Annotated in this window: 23 protein-coding genes; 21 read left to right on the top strand and 2 right to left on the bottom strand. The window is 44.4% G+C overall.

What is annotated here, in order from left to right; translation table 11 throughout:
• Positions 1–31 precede the first annotated feature (31 nt).
• From Q0V21_RS18685 to Q0V21_RS18665, 5 genes are all read left to right on the top strand, one after another.
• The gene (locus Q0V21_RS18685) at positions 32–163 is read left to right on the top strand and encodes a hypothetical protein (protein WP_278294822.1); all 132 of its coding nucleotides are present in this window, start codon (positions 32–34) and stop codon (positions 161–163) included.
• Positions 164–176: 13 nt separating this feature from the next.
• Entirely contained in the window at positions 177–650 is a 474-nt protein-coding gene (locus tag Q0V21_RS18680) for a hypothetical protein (protein ID WP_301878325.1), read from the top strand.
• Between the two features lies 1 nt (position 651).
• A complete protein-coding gene (locus Q0V21_RS18675; protein ID WP_301880044.1) occupies positions 652–930 on the top strand; it encodes a phage holin family protein in 279 nt (92 codons plus the stop codon).
• Positions 917–1,852, top strand: coding sequence for a glycoside hydrolase family 25 protein (locus Q0V21_RS18670; RefSeq protein ID WP_301880042.1), 936 nt, complete (start codon positions 917–919; stop codon positions 1,850–1,852). The genes Q0V21_RS18675 and Q0V21_RS18670 overlap by 14 nt, the downstream gene beginning before the upstream one ends.
• A gap of 474 nt (positions 1,853–2,326) precedes the next feature.
• Positions 2,327–2,554, top strand: coding sequence for a helix-turn-helix domain-containing protein (locus tag Q0V21_RS18665; RefSeq protein ID WP_301880041.1), 228 nt, complete (start codon positions 2,327–2,329; stop codon positions 2,552–2,554).
• Between the two features lie 18 nt (positions 2,555–2,572).
• Here Q0V21_RS18665 and Q0V21_RS18660 read toward each other — a convergent pair whose 3' ends face one another.
• Positions 2,573–2,836, bottom strand: a complete 264-nt coding sequence (locus Q0V21_RS18660; RefSeq protein WP_301880040.1) for a hypothetical protein — start codon at positions 2,834–2,836, stop codon at positions 2,573–2,575.
• A gap of 380 nt (positions 2,837–3,216) precedes the next feature.
• Positions 3,217–3,504 carry a helix-turn-helix transcriptional regulator gene (locus tag Q0V21_RS18655; protein WP_301880628.1) on the bottom strand — a complete coding sequence of 96 codons (288 nt, stop codon included), beginning with the start codon at positions 3,502–3,504 and terminating at the stop codon, positions 3,217–3,219.
• A gap of 236 nt (positions 3,505–3,740) precedes the next feature.
• Here Q0V21_RS18655 and Q0V21_RS18650 point away from each other — a divergent pair, with 236 nt between their 5' ends.
• From Q0V21_RS18650 to Q0V21_RS18575, 16 genes are all read left to right on the top strand, one after another.
• On the top strand, positions 3,741–4,781 hold the full coding sequence (locus Q0V21_RS18650; protein WP_301880039.1) for a ComF family protein: 1,041 nt from the start codon (positions 3,741–3,743) through the stop codon (positions 4,779–4,781).
• A 328-nt stretch (positions 4,782–5,109) separates the two neighbouring features.
• Positions 5,110–10,101 (top strand): fibronectin type III domain-containing protein, encoded by a 4,992-nt coding sequence (locus Q0V21_RS18645; protein ID WP_301880038.1) that lies wholly within the window; start codon positions 5,110–5,112, stop codon positions 10,099–10,101.
• A 149-nt stretch (positions 10,102–10,250) separates the two neighbouring features.
• Positions 10,251–10,658 (top strand): TIGR03826 family flagellar region protein, encoded by a 408-nt coding sequence (locus tag Q0V21_RS18640; protein WP_053779525.1) that lies wholly within the window; start codon positions 10,251–10,253, stop codon positions 10,656–10,658.
• Between the two features lie 153 nt (positions 10,659–10,811).
• Complete coding sequence (gene flgM, locus Q0V21_RS18635) at positions 10,812–11,096, top strand: flagellar biosynthesis anti-sigma factor FlgM (protein WP_053779526.1); 285 nt, start codon at positions 10,812–10,814, stop codon at positions 11,094–11,096.
• Positions 11,097–11,107: 11 nt separating this feature from the next.
• Positions 11,108–11,611, top strand: coding sequence for a flagellar protein FlgN (locus Q0V21_RS18630; RefSeq protein WP_301880037.1), 504 nt, complete (start codon positions 11,108–11,110; stop codon positions 11,609–11,611).
• A gap of 19 nt (positions 11,612–11,630) precedes the next feature.
• The gene (flgK, locus tag Q0V21_RS18625) at positions 11,631–13,184 is read left to right on the top strand and encodes a flagellar hook-associated protein FlgK (RefSeq protein WP_301880036.1); all 1,554 of its coding nucleotides are present in this window, start codon (positions 11,631–11,633) and stop codon (positions 13,182–13,184) included.
• 24 nt (positions 13,185–13,208) lie between these two features.
• Complete coding sequence (gene flgL / locus Q0V21_RS18620; RefSeq protein ID WP_301880035.1) at positions 13,209–14,129, top strand: flagellar hook-associated protein FlgL; 921 nt, start codon at positions 13,209–13,211, stop codon at positions 14,127–14,129.
• 17 nt (positions 14,130–14,146) lie between these two features.
• A complete protein-coding gene (locus tag Q0V21_RS18615) occupies positions 14,147–14,716 on the top strand; it encodes a DUF6470 family protein (RefSeq protein ID WP_301880034.1) in 570 nt (189 codons plus the stop codon).
• A gap of 105 nt (positions 14,717–14,821) precedes the next feature.
• Positions 14,822–15,250, top strand: coding sequence for a flagellar assembly protein FliW (gene fliW / locus Q0V21_RS18610; protein WP_301880033.1), 429 nt, complete (start codon positions 14,822–14,824; stop codon positions 15,248–15,250).
• The gene (csrA, locus tag Q0V21_RS18605) at positions 15,251–15,496 is read left to right on the top strand and encodes a carbon storage regulator CsrA (RefSeq protein ID WP_301880032.1); all 246 of its coding nucleotides are present in this window, start codon (positions 15,251–15,253) and stop codon (positions 15,494–15,496) included.
• Between the two features lie 144 nt (positions 15,497–15,640).
• Positions 15,641–17,275, top strand: coding sequence for a flagellin N-terminal helical domain-containing protein (locus Q0V21_RS18600; protein ID WP_301880031.1), 1,635 nt, complete (start codon positions 15,641–15,643; stop codon positions 17,273–17,275).
• Positions 17,276–17,405: 130 nt separating this feature from the next.
• Positions 17,406–17,795, top strand: coding sequence for a flagellar protein FlaG (locus Q0V21_RS18595; protein ID WP_301880030.1), 390 nt, complete (start codon positions 17,406–17,408; stop codon positions 17,793–17,795).
• A 16-nt stretch (positions 17,796–17,811) separates the two neighbouring features.
• A complete protein-coding gene (gene fliD / locus Q0V21_RS18590; RefSeq protein ID WP_301880029.1) occupies positions 17,812–19,380 on the top strand; it encodes a flagellar filament capping protein FliD in 1,569 nt (522 codons plus the stop codon).
• A 29-nt stretch (positions 19,381–19,409) separates the two neighbouring features.
• On the top strand, positions 19,410–19,802 hold the full coding sequence (gene fliS / locus Q0V21_RS18585) for a flagellar export chaperone FliS (RefSeq protein WP_301880027.1): 393 nt from the start codon (positions 19,410–19,412) through the stop codon (positions 19,800–19,802).
• Positions 19,795–20,130 (top strand): flagellar protein FliT, encoded by a 336-nt coding sequence (gene fliT, locus Q0V21_RS18580; protein WP_301880026.1) that lies wholly within the window; start codon positions 19,795–19,797, stop codon positions 20,128–20,130. The genes fliS and fliT overlap by 8 nt, the downstream gene beginning before the upstream one ends.
• 153 nt (positions 20,131–20,283) lie before the next feature.
• Positions 20,284–21,474, top strand: coding sequence for an IS701 family transposase (locus tag Q0V21_RS18575; RefSeq protein ID WP_301880025.1), 1,191 nt, complete (start codon positions 20,284–20,286; stop codon positions 21,472–21,474).
• Positions 21,475–21,577 lie beyond the last annotated feature (103 nt).

Genomic DNA, 21,577 nt, shown 5'->3' with positions numbered 1-21,577 from the left:
GGCCGTAGCACTCCTGAAGGGAGGTGAAACTATGTTAGCTGTATATGTAATGATGATCCATAAAGGACTGATAAAGTTGGAGTCTGTACCAGTTCAAAGCCGTGATAAAGTGGCTGAAGCGCTGGAAGCGGCGGGAATGGACCAAAACGGAAATATCGTATAACAGGCGTACCCAAGTGGTGCGCTATTTTTATGCCCTCTGGAGTGGTCAGGGGGCTTTTCAATATATTCAGATAGAGACGGGGGATTGGCGTATGGAAGCCATACCAGGAGGTGTACAGGACATGCAGGTGCAGGATGTAAATACGATTGTAGATTTGAAGGTTCAACTGGCTCGGATCGAGGAAGCGCTGAAGCCGCTGGCGGCATTGGCTCCAGGTTTGGCCGAGGTTAGAGAAATTTCCAAAGAAGCCCTACAGGCAGCCCAGCAAATGACTCTTCGGATTATTGAGCTTGAAGCTGAATTGAAGAAGACAACCGATGTAGCTCATGAAGCCAAGCGCAATGCGGCAGATGCGCTGACACGTTTAAATAAGCATGACGAGGACCAAAAGTGGCTAAAGCGTACCGTGTATGGTGCGGCATTAACTGGATTGACTGGACTTCTTATCGCGGCTGTATGGGCCGGAATTAAGTTAGGGGGAATGTAGTGTGGAATGGGACATAATTCAAGGGTTGATTGATGGTAGGCTGCTGATCGTATTGGCAGCCTGCTGGGTGATCGGGTACGTTCTCAAGAAAACGCCAAGAGTTCAAGACTGGACTATCATTTATATCGTTTCCGGTGTAGCTATTGTATTTTCTATCCTGATGCTTGGCTTGAGCATGGAGAGCGTGGTACAAGGCATTCTAGTGGGCGCTGTGGCTGTCTATGGTAATCAGTTGGTGAAGCAGACGAAAAAGGGAGCTGGTACAGATGCAAGCGCGTAAACAGGGGAATGCTCAGGGGATTGACGTATCCCATCACAACGGTAATATCGATTTCAAGAGGGTGGCAGTGGACGGGATTTCCTTTGTCTTCATGAAGGCGACACAAGGCAAGTCCTTCAGGTCATCGAAGTTCCTTCAGTTCGTGAAGGATGCCAAGGCGGCTGGCCTGCTGATCGGTGCATATCATTACGTGGATGATTCTGCTGGCAGCGTTGATGCTGCGAAGGCAGAAGCACAGAATTTTTACAGGGCCATTCAGGATGCGGGTGGGATTGGCGTGTTTGATCTGCCGCCAGTGATGGACTATGAATCAAACAAAAAGGGATATAGCAAAGCAACGATTACGGCTGTAGCCAAAACGTTTCTGGAAGAGGTTCACAGGCTTACAGGGGTCAAGCCAATGGTATACACTTATCCGGCATTCATCGGCAATTTCAGCGGTCTGAGGGGGTACCCATTGTGGATTGCACGATACAGTAACCAAACGCCTGCTGATGCTTCCGGTTGGACGCGTTGGGATTTCTGGCAGTACAGCGATGGTGCGGCTGGTGGATATCTGCCACGCGGTAATCGGAAGGTTGACGGGATCAGCGGTGCGGTGGATCTGAATGAGTTTGACGGATCGGTTGCAGAGCTGAAAGCCAAGTATTCAAAGAAGAATGAACCAGTTAAGGAGGACAAGCCAGTGTCACAGGAGAGAGACATTAACGTGCCCAGCAAGTGGGCAGAAGCGGCATGGGCTGAGGTAACCGCTAATGGATATTTTGACGGTACCCGTCCGGGGGCACAGATCACGAGGGAAGAAACAGCGGTAGTCATTAATCGGCTCAGGAAAAATATCCTAGCCTTGATTGCAACGACAAATGGCAATGTCACCGATTTGGACAAGCGCCTGAAACAGATCGAAGCAACTCAGGAATAATCCCTATCGATTGGAAATATCAAAGGCCCTACCAGTTAATCTGGCGGGGCCTTTTTTGCGTTCATCAAAACATAGACATGCAGGATAAACCTATTGACTACAGTAAACAGATATGGTATATTATTTATGGGAGGTGAGAACAAGGATGAAGAAAAAAAGGAGAAAGAAAAAGGAACTCCCGGTGGACAAGCTGGTTACGCTTCTCACGGCCATTGTCAGCTTGCTTACCGCAGTAGTCAACCTCATCATAGTCTTACGCCGATAGGCGGGACTTGAGGGTAGCACGGTCGGTTAATCCCAAAGGCCGACCGTGTGAGTTCCTTAATCCTTCTCTTCCCTTAGTATAGCATGACAAGAAGGGAGCATGTATAATCATGAGTATGTCAAAAATAACTAAAGTGACTTTGATCATCAGTTTGCTTTCGCTGGGTCTAAGTGTCGCTACAATGGTAATATTGATTACGAGGTGATTTGATGGAACGGGACGATCTGATCCGCATCATACAAGAGAACGTACTAACATCTGCTGAAACAGTGGAGCTGCTTGGCGTGTCCAAGCAAAATCTACTGTCCTTAGTTCAGCGTGGTAAATTGCAGCCAGTCAAAGAGTCCGGGTCAGTTCGTCTCTTTCTCAAATCGGATGTTGAGGACCGTAAGCGAGAGGCGGAACAGTTGCGTGAGAAGTATAGACCATATGAATGAATATCTGAACCCACCAGCTCATCCCGGTGGGTTTTTCTCTTTTTGCTTTAAAGGCTTTTTCGTAAGGGTCTTATAATACTCGAATGGCACACCCTTGTAATGCCAGCTGTTCTCCTGCTTGTCCCTCTTCTGAATGATGACTTTGAGTTCCATGTTATTAACCTTCCGCTGAAACGCTGCTGCATACTCCTTGCATTGCTTGAGCCCTCTTTCCTCAGTCTCACTATAGAAAACGTGAAGCGAGAACCCATTTGCCATAACTTCCATTCTAAATAGATTCATTTGCATACCTTCTCTTAGGGTGATTACTTAAATCATACCAAAAACATCCGAGAATGCTACTTCGTCAAAATAAATAAACGATAAAATATAGTTAATATTCGACAATATAATACGTATTAACAGGAACGTGCGTTCTGTGTATAATGTTAGGTATAGCTTTCATGCAAAGTAAATTCACCGTTTGCTGAAGCCGAAAGATGTAAAGTTTTACCTTCGGGACGTTCGACATGTTCCGACACCGAATGTTATAGGAAAAAGGTATTATTTACATATAAGTACCTTACACGCTCATTCGCTTTTTTAAGAAAGGGGGAACTATTATGAACGATATAAATGTATGGATGAACCATACAAATGCCCGTGGGGAGAGCCGACCAGGCTCAATGATAGATCAAATCGTATAAATCTTCAACTCGGCAACCTAAGGCATGCGCTACAGTAAGCATAGCATCTGCAGACATCTTATCCTGATTATTGGCCCAATTAGATATAAGGTGCCTGCTATAGCCTGTTAGCTTTACTAAGTCAGATTGTTTCATACGACGCTCTTTGAGAAGTATTTTAAGTCGGCATCTCCCACGGGAGACTTTGACCACTTTTGTATTTCTCCTTGTGTATAAGGGTGATTCGAGGCAAATTATAGCACGCAGGGAAATTGGGGTAAACATCAATACTTATATCTACCTTTCCAAAACATTAGATATTTAACATGCTGCACGAGAATGGGGAGTGTGATTCGAATTGATTAATAGAGCAGAATCCATAGGAGAAGTGTTTTTGATAGCATGGGAAAAGGGGCTACGTATTAATGTAGAAAAAAATGAGAACAGCATAAATTCATACGATGACTTAAGTGTTGACGATCTACTTTGTGTCGGGTGGGATCAGGATAGTCCGCCAACGGATGATGACGATTTGGCATTTATTGCGCAGTACATCGAGTTTAAGAAAATATACTCTTCAAAATAAAGCCTGCTGCACCGGGCTTTTTTATTTGCTTGTAAAAAGAGTCTATCATGTCACTATGTATAAATTTAGAGGTCACGAGCGCTACGCGCCGTTATTAACATCTCTTTTGATTCAAGCATTTCAAGCAATGAGTGAGGAACTTAACCCTGTTTTGGCAAAAGAAACCCTGGCCCCCGCGGCTCGTCCCGCCACGCCTGCTCAATCTCATATGGATGCCAGTCCACATCCATATAATTCGAGTGCGTCAACAAACGCACTCGTTCACCGACCTAGCGGGGGCGATGTAAACAACAACGCGCCCGTTCACCGACCTGGCTCGCTTCAATCATTCAGCGCACCCGTACAATCTCCTGCCGTGTTTGCACCCGCAAATACACACGCGCAACACCACACCACATACGCGTGCTATACGCACGCTCATCCCGGAGCAGCACCACGCAACCGCCAGTCGCTGCTCCAAAACAACAAGCCGCGATGGCGGCCAGACGCGGTGACCTATGTCCCCGTCAGCAACGAACGCCTTGCCGAGCGCGGCTTCAACCAGGCAGAGCGGCTCGCATCAGGACTCGCCGCAGCCTATCGGCTGCCAGTTGTTGATCTGCTACAGCGCCGGATCAACACCACCAAACAAAGCTTCAAAACACGCGGCGAGCGCATCCAGACCATGCAGGATGCTTTCTCAATGCAGCCGGGTGGAACGGAGATAATGGCTGATCTCTACATAGCTTCAAATGAAACCATGCCAAAGAACATGTATTCACAGCCAGTTAATTCATACACGATTGGAAAAGAAGCCTCTTCACATATCACATCAACAACACAAGATTGGCGGTTAACTCCCTTACGCTTGTTACTGATTGATGATATTTACACAACCGGTAGTACCCTGGATGCCTGTGGACAGGTGATCTTAAAAGCTGGATTTTCTATGAACCTCCCAATAGAGATTTACACGCTGACTTTGGCCAGATCCTGACCTGAGTATTTGCATATTCACTTAATAGGTGGCTATGTGGTTATCATACGCAAGTTAGATAATGAAATAAAATTTATAGCTTTTATATACAAAAGGGAAAGTACGTTCTTGTATGTACAGAGTTATCACTTTTGTTTATTTTCATATACATACATATAATTTGTGTGTTGGTTGTTTAACGAAATTATAAGCATTAAATTAGACAAGAATATTTTTACATGTAAAAAAGAGGAATTGTTTCTGCCATGTAGAATAGATAGTTCTGCCGTTCACCATAGGTGACAGCACAGGGAGTGGCAAAACATATCTTTTTAAGGGGAGAACAACGGTGAGTGCAGGAAAAAGAAAAAATGGGTTTTACTTATGGACCGTCCGTTTACTAGTGCTGATGCTGGTATTCGGACAGTTTGGCGTGTACGGGGGGAACCGTGCAGATGCCGCAACGAGTAGTGGTATTGTCTCATCGAGTAATGACTTTCAATATGTAATGACGAATAACAACGGTAAATTACAGGTGAACCAGAAGGATGTTAATCTTAGTTGGGTTAGATCCTACAACATTTCAACGACAGGTTACTCTTTTACAAGAAGGCAGTCCATCTTGGGATTCACCAGTGATATTACAAATATAAGCTTCGGATCGTATACATCCAAATATGCTGGACAGATCGACAATGCATTTCTAATTGATCTAAGTAAGGTTCGCGAGATCTCCACTGAAATGACATACAGACAATCCGGCATGGAAGTGGGGCAATGGACCATTTCGAACTATAATGTTTTGGGTCAGCTTACACCGGTTGATGTATACAATTATGATGTAAGGCAGTTAAGTTTGGTTGTTAATGCGGATACGGGGGAGGTCGTAGATTTCTATTCTGAACTGAACCCATATTATACACGCAAAGCGGAACCAGCCTCTTTTACCAAACAGTTGGTGGCCCCAGTAACGATTGACAACATGCCAGCTATTCCAGCTGGGATCACAGGAAAACAAAGTGAAAATACAGTTAACTTGAACTGGCAGCATGCACAGCAGGCCGTGCAATATGTAATTGAGGAGAATGGAATCATTAAGGGACCTTATTATGGGACAACCTTTGTCAGCAACGGATTATTGCCAGATACGTTGTATTCCTATAGAGTGCGTTCTCTTAATTCAATAGGTACAAGTGAATGGAGCTCTTTGTACGAGATCAAAACCTTGCTCCAACAACCGGTGATTTCGGCAAGCTCCCAGGAAGGTAAAAATATTATCCAATGGAACGCGGTTGATCAAGCTAGTCATTATCAATTAAAGATTGATGATGAAACGCCTATTGAGCTTGGCAATGTGACATCGTATGAGCACGAGGGTCTCGCAGCAAACTCAAGTCATACGTATACGCTAAAAGCTCTGTCTTCGAACAATGAGAGCGATTGGAGTAAAACCATAACGCAACTGGTAGTTCCGGACTCCGTCAGTGGTTTGAAAGTAACAGAAGCAACATTTAATAAAGTTGCACTATCCTGGACCGCTGTAAAAGGTGCGACAGGTTACGATTTAGAGATTGACGGTAACATCGTCGCTGTGACAGGTACCACATACAGCAAAACAGGACTCATTCCTAATACGGAACATACTTTCCGATTAAGACCTAAAAATACAGGCGGGGCAGGCAATTGGTCTGATCTGTTAACTGTGTCAACTCAATTAAGCACACCCGTACTGAAATCAAGCCCTTCACAGGAAGAAATTATTCTCGTTTGGCCTTCCATTGACGGTGCTACTTCATATGAAGTGGAAGCCGATGGAGTAATTGTTGGTAATGTTGTAGATCCGACATTTACGCATACCGGACTCACACCAGCTACAGCTCATAAATACCGTGTGCGTGCTTTGACAGATACCAATACAAGTGCATGGACAGCCGTACTGACTCAAAATACGTTACCAGGTTCTGTGGCAGGATTAACAGTGAATTCTGTAACCAATACGGCTATAGCGTTAAAATGGACAACTGTAACTGGAGCCACCGGTTACGATCTGGAAATCGACGGCATAATTGTCGCTGTCACCGGCGTTGCCTACACGAAGAGTGGTCTTGCAGCCAACACAGATCACACCTTCCGCATACGGTCGAAGAATGCCGCTGGTGTAGGAACATGGAGTGATTTAATCAGCGGAACCACGTTATTGAATACACCTGTTTTGAAAGCCACATCGGAAGAGACCGCTATTAATCTGACGTGGGCAGAAATAGCCGACGCTACGAAATATGAAGTAGAAGCCGATGGCGTGGTAGTGGGGACGGTGAGCGAACCTTCATACACGCACAGCAGTCTGCTCGCAGGAACAGCACATAAATATCGTGTACGGGCTTTGATCAATACCAACACAAGTGCATGGACAGCCATTTTAACGCAAAGCACATTGCCTACCTCTGTTACTGGACTGACTATTAACTCCGTAACGAATGTAACAATAGCTTTGAAATGGAATGCAGTAACCGGAGCAACGGGATATGACCTGGAGATCGATGGGACCGTAGTATCCACTACCGCTACTGCATACAACAAAAGTGGTCTTACAGCAAACACAGATCACACCTTCCGCATTCGTTCCAAGAATGCCGCAGGAGTAGGAACATGGAGTGATTTGATTAGAGGAACCACGCAATTGAACACTCCTGTGTTGAAAGCCACATCGGAAGAGACAGCCATTAACCTAACATGGGCAGAAATTGCCGACGCTACAAAATATGAAGTTGAGGCTGATGGTGTGGTGGTGGCCACAGTGAACGAACCATCGTACACGCATAGCGGATTGCTTGCAGGAACAGCACATAAATATCGCGTGCGTGCACTGACCAACACCAATACGAGTGCATGGACAGCTATTTTGACGCAAAGCACAATCCCAGCTTCCGTCAGCGGACTGACTATTAACTCGGTAACGAATGTAGCAATAGCATTAAAATGGAACGCAGTAACTGGAGCAACTGGTTACGATCTGGAAATCGACGGTACAGTTGTCGCTGTTACTGGCGTTGCCTACACGAAAAGTGGTCTCGCAGCAAACACAGATCACACCTTCCGCATCCGTTCCAAAAATGCCGCAGGTGTTGGAACGTGGAGTGATTTAATCAGCGGAACAACACAATTAAACACTCCTGTTTTGAAAGCCACATCAGAAGAGACGGCTATTAACCTGACATGGGTAGAAATCGCCGATGCTACAAAATATGAAGTAGAGGCTGATGGCGTGGTAGTGGCCACAGTGAACGAACCTTCATACACGCATAGCAGTCTGCTTCCAGGAACAGCACATAAATATCGCGTGCGCGCTCTGACCGACACTAATACGAGTGCATGGACAGCCATTTTAACGCAAAGCACATTGCCTGCTTCGGTTACCGGATTGACCATTAACTCCGTAACGAATGTGGCAATAGCTTTGAAATGGAACGCAGTAACCGGAGCAACGGGATATGACCTGGAGATTGATGGCGCGTTAGTATCCACTACTGCTGCTGCCTACACGAAGAGTGGTCTTGCAGCAAACACAAATCACACCTTCCGCATCCGCTCGAAGAATGCCGCGGGAGTAGGAACATGGAGTGAATTGATCAACGGAACTACGCAATTAAACACCCCGGTGTTGAAAGCGACATCGGAAGAAACGGCTATTAATCTGACATGGGCAGAAATCGCTGACGCTACGAAATATGAAGTTGAAGCTGATGGAGCGGTAGTAGCGACAGTGAACGAACCTTCGTACACACATAACAACTTGCTCGCAGGAACAGCACATAAATATCGCGTACGTGCTCTGACAGACACCAATACCAGTGCGTGGACAGCCATTTTAACGCAAAGCACAATCCCAGCATCCGTTAGCGGATTGGCTATTAACTCCGTAACAAATGTAGCAATAGCTTTGAAATGGAACGCAGTAACCGGAGCAACTGGTTACGATCTGGAGATCGACGGTACAGTCGTCGCTGTTACTGGCGTTGCCTACACGAAGAGTGGTCTCGCAGCAAATACAGATCACACCTTCCGCATCCGTTCGAAAAATGCTGCAGGAGTAGGAACATGGAGTGATTTGATCAGCGGAACTACGCAATTGAACACTCCTGTATTGAAAGCGACATCGGAAGAGACGGCTATTAATCTGACGTGGGCAGAAATAGCCGACGCTACAAAATATGAAGTAGAGGCTGATGGCGTGGTAGTGGCCACAGTGAACGAACCATCGTACATGCATAGCGGCTTGCTTGCAGGAACAGCACATAAATATCGTGTACGTGCTTTGATCAATACCAACACAAGTGCATGGACAGCCATTTTAACGCAAAGCACACTGCCTGCTTCCGTTAGTGGATTGACTATTAATACGGTAACAAATGCAGCAATAGCATTGAAATGGAACGCGGTAACCGGAGCAACGGGATATGACCTGGAGATTGACGGCACAGTTGTTGCTGTTACTGGCGTTGCCTACACGAAGAGTGGTCTTGCAGCAAATACAGATCATACCTTCCGCATCCGTTCCAAGAATGCCGCTGGAGTAGGGACATGGAGTGATTTGATCAACGGAACTACGCAATTGAACACTCCTGTATTGAAAGCGACATCGGAAGAGACGGCTATTAATCTGACGTGGGCAGAAATAGCCGACGCTACAAAATATGAAGTGGAAGCCGATGGCGTGGTAGTAGCGACAGTGAACGAACCTTCGTACACACACAGTAGTCTGCTCGGAGGTACAGCACATAAATATCGCGTACGTGCTTTGACGGACACCAATACGAGTGCATGGACAGCCATTTTGACACAAAGCACAATCCCAGCTTCCGTTACTGGACTTACCGTAAACTCCGTAACCAATACGGCTATTGCCTTGAAATGGAACGCAGTAACCGGAGCTACTGGATACGATCTGGAGATCGACGGTACAATTGTCGCTGTTACTGGCGTTGCCTACACGAAAAGTGGCCTTGCAGCCAACACAGAGCACACCTTCCGCATCCGCTCCAAGAATGCTGCAGGAATAGGAGCATGGAGTGACTTAATTAAAGGAATAACACAATTGAGCACTCCTGTAGTGAAGGGAAGCCCAGACAGGACCGGCATTCTATTAACATGGGATGCAGTCATCGGTGCCTCTACTTATGAAATTGAAGCAGATGGTCAAATCGTAGCGATTATAAATGATACAACCTTTATTCATTCCGATTTGCTACCATCAAGCCTTCATAAATATCGCATTCGTGCACTGAATGATCAAAATATAAGTGCATGGACTTCTGTACTAAGCATCAAAACATTGAATTAAGGATGTAAATCAGGGGTATAGGTTGCGCATACATGCACCTTATACCTCTTTTTTATTCGCAAAGAGGCTATGGACTTGAAGTGAGAAAATAAGGTAATGTATAGTTATTATCCATTCGGAATAGGAAGTTTGAGAGGGGCGTTTTAACGATGAATCTGGGTAATTGTCCGCGTTGTGGCAAATTATATGCGTTGAATTTTCGGGATGTATGCTCGAATTGTATCAAGGAAATTGAACTGGAATACCAGACTTGTGTGGAATATCTACGCGAAAACAAAGGCACTAACATACAGGAACTATCTGATGCAACAGAAGTTTCAATTAAAAATATTACCAAGTTCATTCGGGAGGGACGGATTTCCATCGAAAACGCCCCAAATATGATGTATCCTTGTGAAGTGTGCGGAACCCTGATTCGTGAAGGCCATATGTGCGACTCTTGCCGGAATCGTTTGACGAAAGATTTGGCTGGTGCGGCTAGAGAAGTAGGTCAGAAGGATAACGGCAGCATAGGCGGACGAACCTATAATGCTGTCGACAAACTACGGGATCTATAGGAACGAGGGCTTAAATACAAGTTTTGCTATAACAAATGTTTTGGAACGTACCGATAAACTTATTAAAGATTATCGGTTTTTTTTATTATCCTAATCGTTCGACAACATAAAGATAATGTAAAAAATCCTAAGGTGGAAGGAAGTGCAATTCGTATGAAAATCAATGAACCGAGTAGAATTGGTGCAATCAATTCATATCAGAGGAACGTTGAATCCAATCAGCAGGCTGATGCCAAAAAGAGCCGCCGTAAGGACGAGGTATCCATTTCTCCGGAGGCGATGAAGATGCTTGAGGAACAAGGTCGTACACAGGATGCAGGACGTATACAGCGGATACAGGAACTGAAAGAACAGGTAAGTTCGGGAACTTACCAAGTGGACAGCAGCAAACTTGCTGACAAGTTACTGCCGTACTTTAAGTCTTTTGATAAGGAATAGGTGATCACGTAATGGCAGCACTGGACAGATTAATTGCAGTTTTGCAGCAAATGGAACAAAGTCACCGCGAGATGTTGGCACTCAGCGAGATCAAGAGACAGGTCATTGTCAAAAACGATGTGGATCAACTCATTGCTGTAATGAATAAGGAATCCAAGTTTATGAAACAGCAGGAACCACTTGAGAGTGAACGGTCGAGTGCAGTTCATGAACTGCTTCAGGAGCGGGGCATCAAATCGATGCTTAACCTGAATATCACAGAGATCTCCAAGCTGATCTTTGATCCGGCTGATAAACAGCGATTGCTTGAAGTCCAGAAGAAGCTAGCGGGAACATTGCAGGAATTGAAAGAAATTAATCAATTGAATCAAAAACTGATCGAGCAATCATTGATGTTTATTGATCTCTCAATGGACATATTTGCTTCTCGGCCGGAACAGGATGCCACATATCAGCATCCTGCTGATAAGAACGGTAATCCAGGGCGAATTGGTCTTTTTGATACACGTGCCTGATTAATTAGGGGGAAACAAGGTGACATCTACTTTTCATTCAATCGAAACGGCTAAACGCAGCTTGTTCACGCAGACGACAGCGCTTAGCACAACAGGACATAACGTGGCAAATGCCAACACGGAAGGGTACTCCAGGCAAAAGGTAAACATGCAGGCGTCCATCCCTATGGAGCCGTTTGCATTTTTGCACAGTACAACACCAGGACAACTCGGAACAGGGGTGGAGTTTGACTCCATTACCCGTGTGCGTGAGAAATTCCTAGACGATCAATTCCGTAATGAAAATACCAACTTCGGAAGTTGGTCCATTCAAAGAGATACGTTGGAGAAACTCGAAGCCATTGTGAATGAACCATCCGACACCGGATTTCGGACCGTAATGGATAACTTCTACAAATCCTGGTCGGATCTGAGCAAAAATCCAGAGGATGTTACTGCTCGTCGTATCGTGAAAGAAACGACTCTGGCACTTACAGATGCGATGAATCAGATTAGCCGCCAGTTAGGCGCGCTTAGCGAAGATCTGAATAGTAATATTGCTGTGAAAAGTAATGAGGTCCAGGGCTATCTTGGTAACATTGCGAACCTCAATAGTGCCATCGTGAAAGTTGAGTCTCTTGGTGATAACGCCAACGATCTGCGTGACCAACGAGATCTGATGACGGACAAGTTGTCCAAAATCATGAACGTTACTGTCACGGATTCTCCACAAGGCTATGCCATCCAGATGAATGGACAAGCACTTGTTACAGGCGGAGCCGTACAGGTCGCAGTAGATCCTGCTTTTCTGAATGCTGCGTACACAGCCGGAACGCTTACTAACGGCGAAGTTCACGGCATGATTAAATCCAGAGATACATTAGTCAGTGACTACCAGAAACAAATGGATGACCTGGCTAACACGCTTGCCAACGGAGATATTGAGATCACGCTTCCTGCCGGTTCTGTCTTGCCAGATAATACTGTACTGGATGGTGTTACATATACTGGTGCGGCGCGGACATTGGCTACAGATCTGAAGGTTACGGTTAAAGGCTTGAATGGTCTGCATCAGCTTGGGTATAGCATGGACGGAACCAATTCACCAGGAGTGCCGTTCTTTACAGCAGCTGGTGGTGGAACTACGATTACAGCTGGTAATATCTCATTGAATGCAGAGATTTTGGCCGATCCAAACAAGATTGCTACATCATTGCGGACTACGGATGCCTCGGGAACGGAGACCGTAATTAAAGGGAATAACACACTTGCTATTCTGCTTGCCAACCTCAAGGATACACCAATGAAGTCAGCTGATGGACTTCGTAATGCAACCATTGGTGCACAATTCAGTGCAATTGTAGGACAACTGGGGGTTCAATCCCAGGAAGCGGCACGTCAAACATCCAATTCGGAATTCTTGGTGGAACAGGTGGATACACGTCGCCAATCCGTCAGTGGTGTATCGTTAGATGAAGAGATGTCAAATATGATCAAGTTCCAGCATGCATATAACGCATCTGCTCGATTTATGACCACATTTGATGAATTACTTGATAAGTTGATTAACTCTACTGGGACAGTAGGTAGATAATAGAAAGGAGTGACTTAACAGACCATGAGAATAACGAATAATATGCTCAGTTCACAGCTGCTTTTGAACCTGAACCGGAATGCACAGCAGATGAATAACACCCAAACCCAGTTGGCGACAGGTCGTAAAATTAATAAACCATCCGACGATCCAGTAGGAATAACATACTCCCTTCGTTATCGTGCAGAACTTTCATCTAACGAGCAGTATCAGAAAAACGTAGACAGTGCTATATCATGGCTTGAGTTTAATGATACGGTTATGAATCAGGCGGGTAACGCCGTACAACGTCTACGTGAATTGACGGTACAAGCTTCGACAGGGACGAATCCTCAGTCCGCGCTGGACAGTATCAACGAAGAGGTTAAGCAACTTAAGGAACAGCTTATTGATATCTCCAACAGTAAGCTTAACGGAAAATATATTTTTAACGGCGAAACGTATGACGTCAAACCTTATGATTTCCCCTCGAACCCTGACGGTACATTAGATACAACCAATGCTGCTTCTGTTGTGACGGATAAAGGGAAGATTAACTTTATCGTAGGTGAAAGTGTTCAATTGCCTATTAACGTGAGTGGTAATGAAGTGTTTGGCACAGAGACGGAAGAAGATAACTTGTTCAACATCGTGAACAACATCATGAAAGCTCTCACAGAGGGAAATCAAAAAGAGTTATCCGATCAGTTGGACCATATTGATAGCCGTACCGACAAGATGCTTGCGATCCGTTCGGAGATTGGTGCCAAAACGAACCGGGTTGATCTGATGATGGGACGTTTGGATGATCTCGGCATTAACCTGACAGATCTGCAATCCAAAGTCGAGGATGCGGATTATGCGGAACTGGCGATGCAATCAAAGATTCAGGAAAACATCTATAACGCTTCCTTGTCTGCCGGTGCCAAAATTATCTCGCCATCTTTGGTGGACTTCTTAAGATAAAAAGGAGGAGTTAACGTTTGAGTACTCTTCCCGTTCTTCAGATTAGGACAACGCCGACTTTATTAAGTATTGATGCTGATCCAGGACAGTTCTCCATTCGTCAACCCAAAGCTGAGGTACAGTTGAACACCAGACCTGCCAAGCTAACGGTGGAGAGTCATCCGATGAGATTGAGTGTAGATCAGAGCAAGGCATTCTCTGCTTACACGGGCGGCAACATGATTGATATGAATGCACGGATCTATTCAGGCATTCAACAGATATTTCTGCAAAATATGGCTGAACGAGTTCAACAGGGTAATGAATTGGCTGCAATTCATAAGCCTGGAAATACCATTGCAAATATTATTGGCTCAGACTGGCAGGCGAGGCCATTCCCGGAAACGCGGACACCCGCTTCTTCTGGGAATGTGGAGACTCGTGTTTATACTCAGGCGCCGGATATCAACTTCACTCCAGCTGTCTCGGAAATGAATGTCATTGTGAATAGACCGGAGATTGAGTATAATCGAGGCAAGCTTGATGTCTATGTGAAGCAGTATGCATCGATTCAGTATACGCCACCTGCCATAGATATAGGATTCTAGTTATTATAAAGTAGAGCTATAGACGGTCTTGATCTTAGACATCTATGGCTCTTTTTGCATAAAACTTTCGCCAGGGAGGCGTTTATTATTCATATTCAGACAAGCATGTGGGGATCATTAGAGGTTAAAACGGAAGATGTGTATCAATTTCCTAAAGGTTTACCCGGATTTGAAGAGGAAACCGAGTTTGCTTTGGTTCCTTGGGAAGATACACCTTTCAGTTATTTGCAATCTACAAGAGAGCCGGGACTGGCATTCCTCTTGGTAAGTCCGTTTACTTTTGTACCGGATTATAGTTTTGAATTGGGAGAGGTAGATAAGGAAGAATTGGAGATTGAAGAGCAAGTGTCCGTATATTCTATGGTCACCATTCATTCACAGGCGAATAAATCAACAATGAACCTGCTTGCACCAGTAGTTCTTAACCCCGAGCGACATTTAGGTAAACAAGTCGTGCTCCATCAGTCTTCTTACGATACACGCCATCTGATCTGGGCAGAAGACGATGCCAAATCAGTGAAAGGTGGAGTGTAAATGCTGGTATTATCACGTAAAAAAGGCGAGTCTATTATCATTCAGGATCAGATTGAGGTGACTATACTCGCTGTAGAGGGAGATACAGTACGTATTGGAATCTCCGCACCCAAGCATATTGATATATTCAGACAGGAAATATATGCATCCATTCAAGAGGCCAATCGGGAGTCTGCAACCCCGCTTGCAGCCAATATTGAAGCCTTTATGGAACGTCTGCGAAATACAGATATCAAAAAAGATTAAAAATATTCCAATTTGCTATAAACAGTTGCTCACCTTCCGTCGATATATAATTTAGACGCTGCTTCGGCAGGGCGGCCGACCTTAATGTCGCGGCGTTTACCACAAGGATGTGGAACTAATTTATCTTCAGGGAGGAAATATCAAATGATTATCAACCATAATATTACGGCGTTGAACACTCACCGCCAACTGTCCACTAACTCTGCTGCTACTAGCAAAAACATCGAGAAATTGTCTTCCGGTCTTCGTATCAACCGTGCTGGTGACGATGCTGCAGGCTTGGCAATCTCCGAAAAAATGCGCGGTCAAATCCGCGGTTTGGATATGGCTTCCAAAAATGCTCAAGATGGTATCTCTTTGATCCAAACAGCTGAGGGCGCATTGAGCGAAACTCATAGCATCCTGCAACGTGTACGTGAACTTTCCGTTCAATCCGCTAACGGTACGAACACTGAAGAAGATCGTAAAGCATTGCAAAGCGAAGTAACACAATTGAAATCCGAAATCGACCGTATCGGCGATACCACTGAGTTCAATACGAAGAAATTGCTGAACGGTGCTTTGAAAACTGCTGGCGCTTCTGTGGGGCAGGATTCTACAACTGGTACAATAGTTGCCAAACAAACAGCTGCTTCTTTGACTGGTGCTGCTGCAATGAACACAGCACTAGCAATTACGTCCGCTGACTTTAAGAGTGAAACTATTAAAATTGATGGTACTGATATTAAAGTCGATTGGCAAAACCTTTCCACAGATGAGCAAAACACAATCTTGGCAGGTAAAGGTACTGGTGCCACTGATTCGTCAATGAAAGCTGCTGCTGACCTGATCGTAAGCAAAATCAATGAAGCAATTGATGCATCCGGCGCAAACATTGCACATATTTCTGGTTATGTAGATGCTTCTTCGAGCCTTGTTCTGGAAAGTGGCTCTAAAGGAACAGATTCGGGTATTTCGATTGCTACAGCTAATCAACAGCTTGTAGGTAAATTCATTGGAGCTGCTGCGGCTAATACTGGAGCTACTGGTACTAGCACTTACAATGGCACTGATGTAGCAAATGGTGACCAATTCAACTTCCAAATTGGAGATACTAAACTTCAAGCAACATTGACGGGTGCTATTGATAGCACAACTACAATGGCAGCAGCAGCAACACAGTTGCAAACGGATATTAACACAGCAATTGCAGCTGCTAATACTGCAGCTGGAGCAACTAAAGACGGAGATTTCGGTTTTATCAAAGATGTTAAAGTAAATGCTCTGTCTGATGGTCGTTTTGAAATCGTAAGTGAGAGCGGTCCAATCAACCTGCAAGATTTGGCTGGTAAATCAACTGTCAAAGATCTGGGTCTTTCTCAAGCTCAAACTGATGCTTCAGGCAACGGTGGTGTTACATTCCAAATCGGTGCAAACAAAGGTCAAAGCATCACTTTCGGTGTGAATGACATGCGTTCCGCTGCTCTGGGTGTAGCTGGTGTAGATATCTCTACTACAGCTGGCGCTTCCAACGCAATCACTTCTTTGGATAAAGCAATCAGCTCTGTTTCCAGCGAGCGCGCTAAATTGGGTGCGGTTCAAAACCGTCTGGAACACACAATCAACAACTTGAACACATCTTCCGAGAACCTGACTGCAGCTGAGTCCCGTGTACGTGACGTAGACATGGCTAAAGAAATGATGGAACAAACGAAGAACAACATCCTTGCACAAGCTGCTCAAGCTATGTTGGCTCAAGCGAACCAACAACCACAAGGCGTTCTGCAATTGCTTCGTTAAGATTCACTTTAATACCGAAAGCTCCGGATTATTCTGGGGCTTTTTTTTGTTTTGCTAGGAATTCCCTAAAATAACGATGGACGATGACCGATATATATAATAAATCAAGCGTTCTTGGAGGATAGAGCACATGAATGTACAGTTTTCCTTCTCGGCTTCCGGAGCAGTTAACGGACAGTCTCGATCAGAAGCAGCTCCTGTTCAAAGTGCAAGCGAACAAATATCTTCAGCGTCGGCTATTAAGAATTATAAAGATTTAAGCACCAAAGAGAGCCAAGGTGCCAAAATTTCGGTTGCAGACGAGCAACTGATCAAAACGATTGAACGTGCCGTACAATCTTTGCAAGGCCCGGAGACCACCTTGGAAATCAGTGTGCATGAGAAGACCCATGATATTATGGTGAAAGTTATGAACAAAGATACAGGAGAACTTATCCGTGAGATTCCACCAGAGAAAACACTAGACTTGGTTGCCAAGATGATGGAGATAGCAGGTATATTGGTAGACGAGAAAATTTAATTATAGGAGGGATTTAATGGTTACTCGCATTAACGGCTTCTCAGGTATGGACGTAGATAGTATGGTTAAGAGCATGATGACTGCCAAACGTATTCCACTGGATAAACTCAATCAGGAAAAGCAACTGCTTGAGTGGAAACGGGACAGCTACAGAGAAATCAATAGTAAACTCGTAGATTTTCGGACAAATAAGTTGATCGATAAATATGGTAAAAGTGCTGCCTTGAATACGCAAAAAGCTGTAGTGGGTGGGAATGCAGATGCCCTTAAAGCCGAAGCTTCAGCTACTGCCAATGGCATTGATATGAAAGTTAGCATCACGCAAGTGGCAACCAAAAAGACAGTCGCGACTAGTGGGTTGGACAGGCCTGTAGCTAGCACCAAGACCTTAGCTGATTTGCAAATTTTACAGATGGATCCTACAGACGCTGCTAATATGACTGATGCTGATCGCAAACAATTATCAGAAAAAGAATTTAAGTTAACAATAAATGGTGAAAGTTTTTCTTTTACAGGAGGAAATTCTATCTCCACGATGATTGCTACCATCAACGGAAATTCAAAAGCGAACGTTACAGCAAAATACGATGAAATTTCAGGTAAATTAATTATTAACTCTAAAACAAGCGGCAAGGATGGGAAAGTAGAAATTGATCCAGATGCTAATACTAATAATACCGTATTAAATCTCTTTAATCCTAAAGACACTACCACCGACCTAATCAAACAGACTGTTGAAGGGAAAAATGCATTCTTATTTGTAAATGATAAGAAGTATGAGAGCGCAAGTAATACGATTACAATTAATGGTGTCCAGCTGACACTTGAAAAAACCACAGTAACTCAAGCTGATCCCGAAGTGATTCCAACAACAGGTGACACTCCAGTTACGATTACAACATCAAGTGATACTGACACTGCTTTACAGACCATCAAAAGTTTTGTTGAAGATTACAATTCTTTAATCACACTGCTTAATACCAAGTTAGACGAGAATAAATATCGTGACTTCAAACCGTTGACCGACGAACAAAAGACGGCAATGAAAGATACAGATATCACCAACTGGACTGACAAAGCTAAGAGTGGTCTACTGAAAAATGATGACATTTTAAGATCAGCTCTTTCTAACATGAGAGGGATTATATCGGGTCAAGTCGTCGCTTTGTCTGAGATGGGGATTACAATGGGATCCTACAACTCAGGAGGCAAAATTGTTCTGGATGAAGTCGTCTTGAAAAAAGCTTTGACTGAGAATCCTCAAAAAGCGGTCGATTTGTTCCAGGGCACAGGTAGTGAGGCGAATAATGGTATTTTTGACAAGTTGGCAGACAAAATATCAGGTTCGTTGGATAGTCTCGTTACACGTGTCGGAACCAGTAAATTCTCAGCTGATCTCACAGTCAGTTACAAAGAAGAAAGTGCTATGGGCAGGAAACTCAAAGAGTACAATACTAGAATTACTAATATGCTTACAATTCTAGAAAACACAGAGACACGTTTTTATAAACAATTCACTGCGATGGAAACAGCAATGAATAAACTCAGTTCACAGTCGGCCAGTCTATTCTCTACCACCAGCTAAGAGAAATTTTATAATAGAGGGTGACCTAATTGATTAAATCTCCTTATGAAAAATATCGTCAATCTTCCGTTCAGACTTCAACGCCAGCTCAACTGGTTATTATGCTCTACGATGGGGCAATCCGATTTGTAAAGGTTGGACTTGAGGGCCTGAATAACCAAGATATTGAGAAAGCAAATCTTAATCTGGGTAAAGCTCAGACGATTATTAGTGAACTTATGTCTACATTAGATCAGTCATACGATGTGTCCAAGAATCTTTTTGCTCTCTATGAATATACAAATTACCTTCTCATTGAAGCTAATATTCGTAAAAGCCCAGAAAAAGCCGAAGAAGCTATCGGGTATTTAATCGATTTAAGAGAGACATGGGTGCAGGCATCCAAGATCGCAACGGGTCAGACCGAAATTGCTCATGGATGAACTCATCCAGCAATTGGCTTCAATTACGGATGAAGTAATTGAACGCCTTGAAGAGATGACTTATGAGGATCTAGAGAACTTTGTAGAAGAGAGACAGCGAATCGTAGATCAAATAATGGAAGAGACTGGACAACATCCGCTTGACTCAAGACAAAAAGAGAAGGTTAAACAGATTCTTGCATTTGATGCCACCTTGCTTACCCGTATGAATGTACTCCGGCTTGAGGCCCAAGATTGGCTTCATAAGCGTAACCAAGCGAAAATGCAGCGTAATGTTTATGAGGCAGCTTATGCCCCTGATAGCATGCTTATGGATAGAAGGAAATAGCAGATAAATCAGTACAAGGTTTACTTTTTTGAGTTTTAAATTACAAGCTGTACTTGCCCAAAATTAGTTCCATGAAATGTAAATAGAGACACACTTGACTCTCTGCGTAAAATAGAAGTACCACCAACCACCCCACGCAGAGGAGAACAAGTTATGTCTCATACGTCTACTTTATCACAAGAAAACCATTGGAACAATCGCTTGGACGAGTGGAAACTTCCGCTTTATTTCTCCAAACCTGCACTTCACCACATCAAGCATTTCGTGGATGGGATGATTTCCACCGGTTTTACAGGAACGTTAACAGATATTCACCGGGAAAGCCTGCAAGAGCGAGATCGCCGGACGCTGAGTCATTTCTTATCTTATGGGAACTGGGATGCTTCTCACCTGAAACGCGTAGTTCAACGTGTCGCTTTTCAGCAAATTCAGGCGTTCGCTCGGCGAGAACGCAGCCCCATGTTTGTTATTCTGGATGATACCGTGTGTGAAAAAACAAAGCCTTCGTCACAGGCCACACACACGATTCAAGGTGCTTCGTTTCAACATTCTCACCTCCAGCGGCGACATGTTTACGGGCACGCTGTCGTTCAAACGCTGCTTCGCTCAGGGGATCAGGTATTTCCTTTTGCCACAGCGCGTTACGATCCACAAGGAAAAAGTAAAATTGAACTCGCTGGTGACATGATTCAGGCCGTCCCTCTGTCTTCCTGCCAAACCTACGTCCTGATGGATTTGTGGTATCCATCTGCTTACGTACTTCAAACCTGCGCGGAGCGCGGCTTTCATGTCATTAGTGGCTTGAAAACAAACCGGATTTTCTATCCGCAAGGCATCCGGCAATCGCTCCAAAGCTTTGCTTCGTACATCTCAAAAACGGATACCGATCTGGTGACCATCGGCTCCTCCGCTTACCGAGTATATCGTTATGAAGGCAAGCTTAACTTGGTAGAAAACGCCGTTTTGCTCCTGTGTTGGACCGAGGGAGAAGGCTTCGATCCCAAGCAGATGAAAGCTTTTCTAAGTACGGATGTTTCCCTAAATAATGAAGAAATATTGAGCTATTACAGCAAACGTTGGGCCATTGAAACCTATTTTCGTACGGCGAAAGTTCAGCTGGCCATGGATCGTTACCAGGTTCGTTCGGCTCAGGCCATTGACCGTTACTTGACCCTTCTTCTGTTTGCCGCGCTGTGTTGTACGTATCGTAGCCACGGAAGCTTGATTGACGGGATACATGGCTACCGCATTCAGAAAAAGCACGACATGATAGAATATATTTACAACCAAGCTCAGTGCGGAGCGACATTAGAGCAAATTAAAACGCGGCTTAGAGTCGCATAGGGGTACTGTCAGGTTTTTTAACTTACAAATATTTGAAGCGATTATTGGCAAGTACAGTTACCAGTTGGACTAACATGATCGTTCTAAAAAAAGAGGTGCCTTG

This window comes from Paenibacillus sp. 11B, from assembly GCF_030487755.1.
GTDB classification, from domain to species: domain Bacteria; phylum Bacillota; class Bacilli; order Paenibacillales; family Paenibacillaceae; genus Paenibacillus; species Paenibacillus vandeheii.
This window is presented reverse-complemented; position numbering and strand designations above follow the sequence as displayed.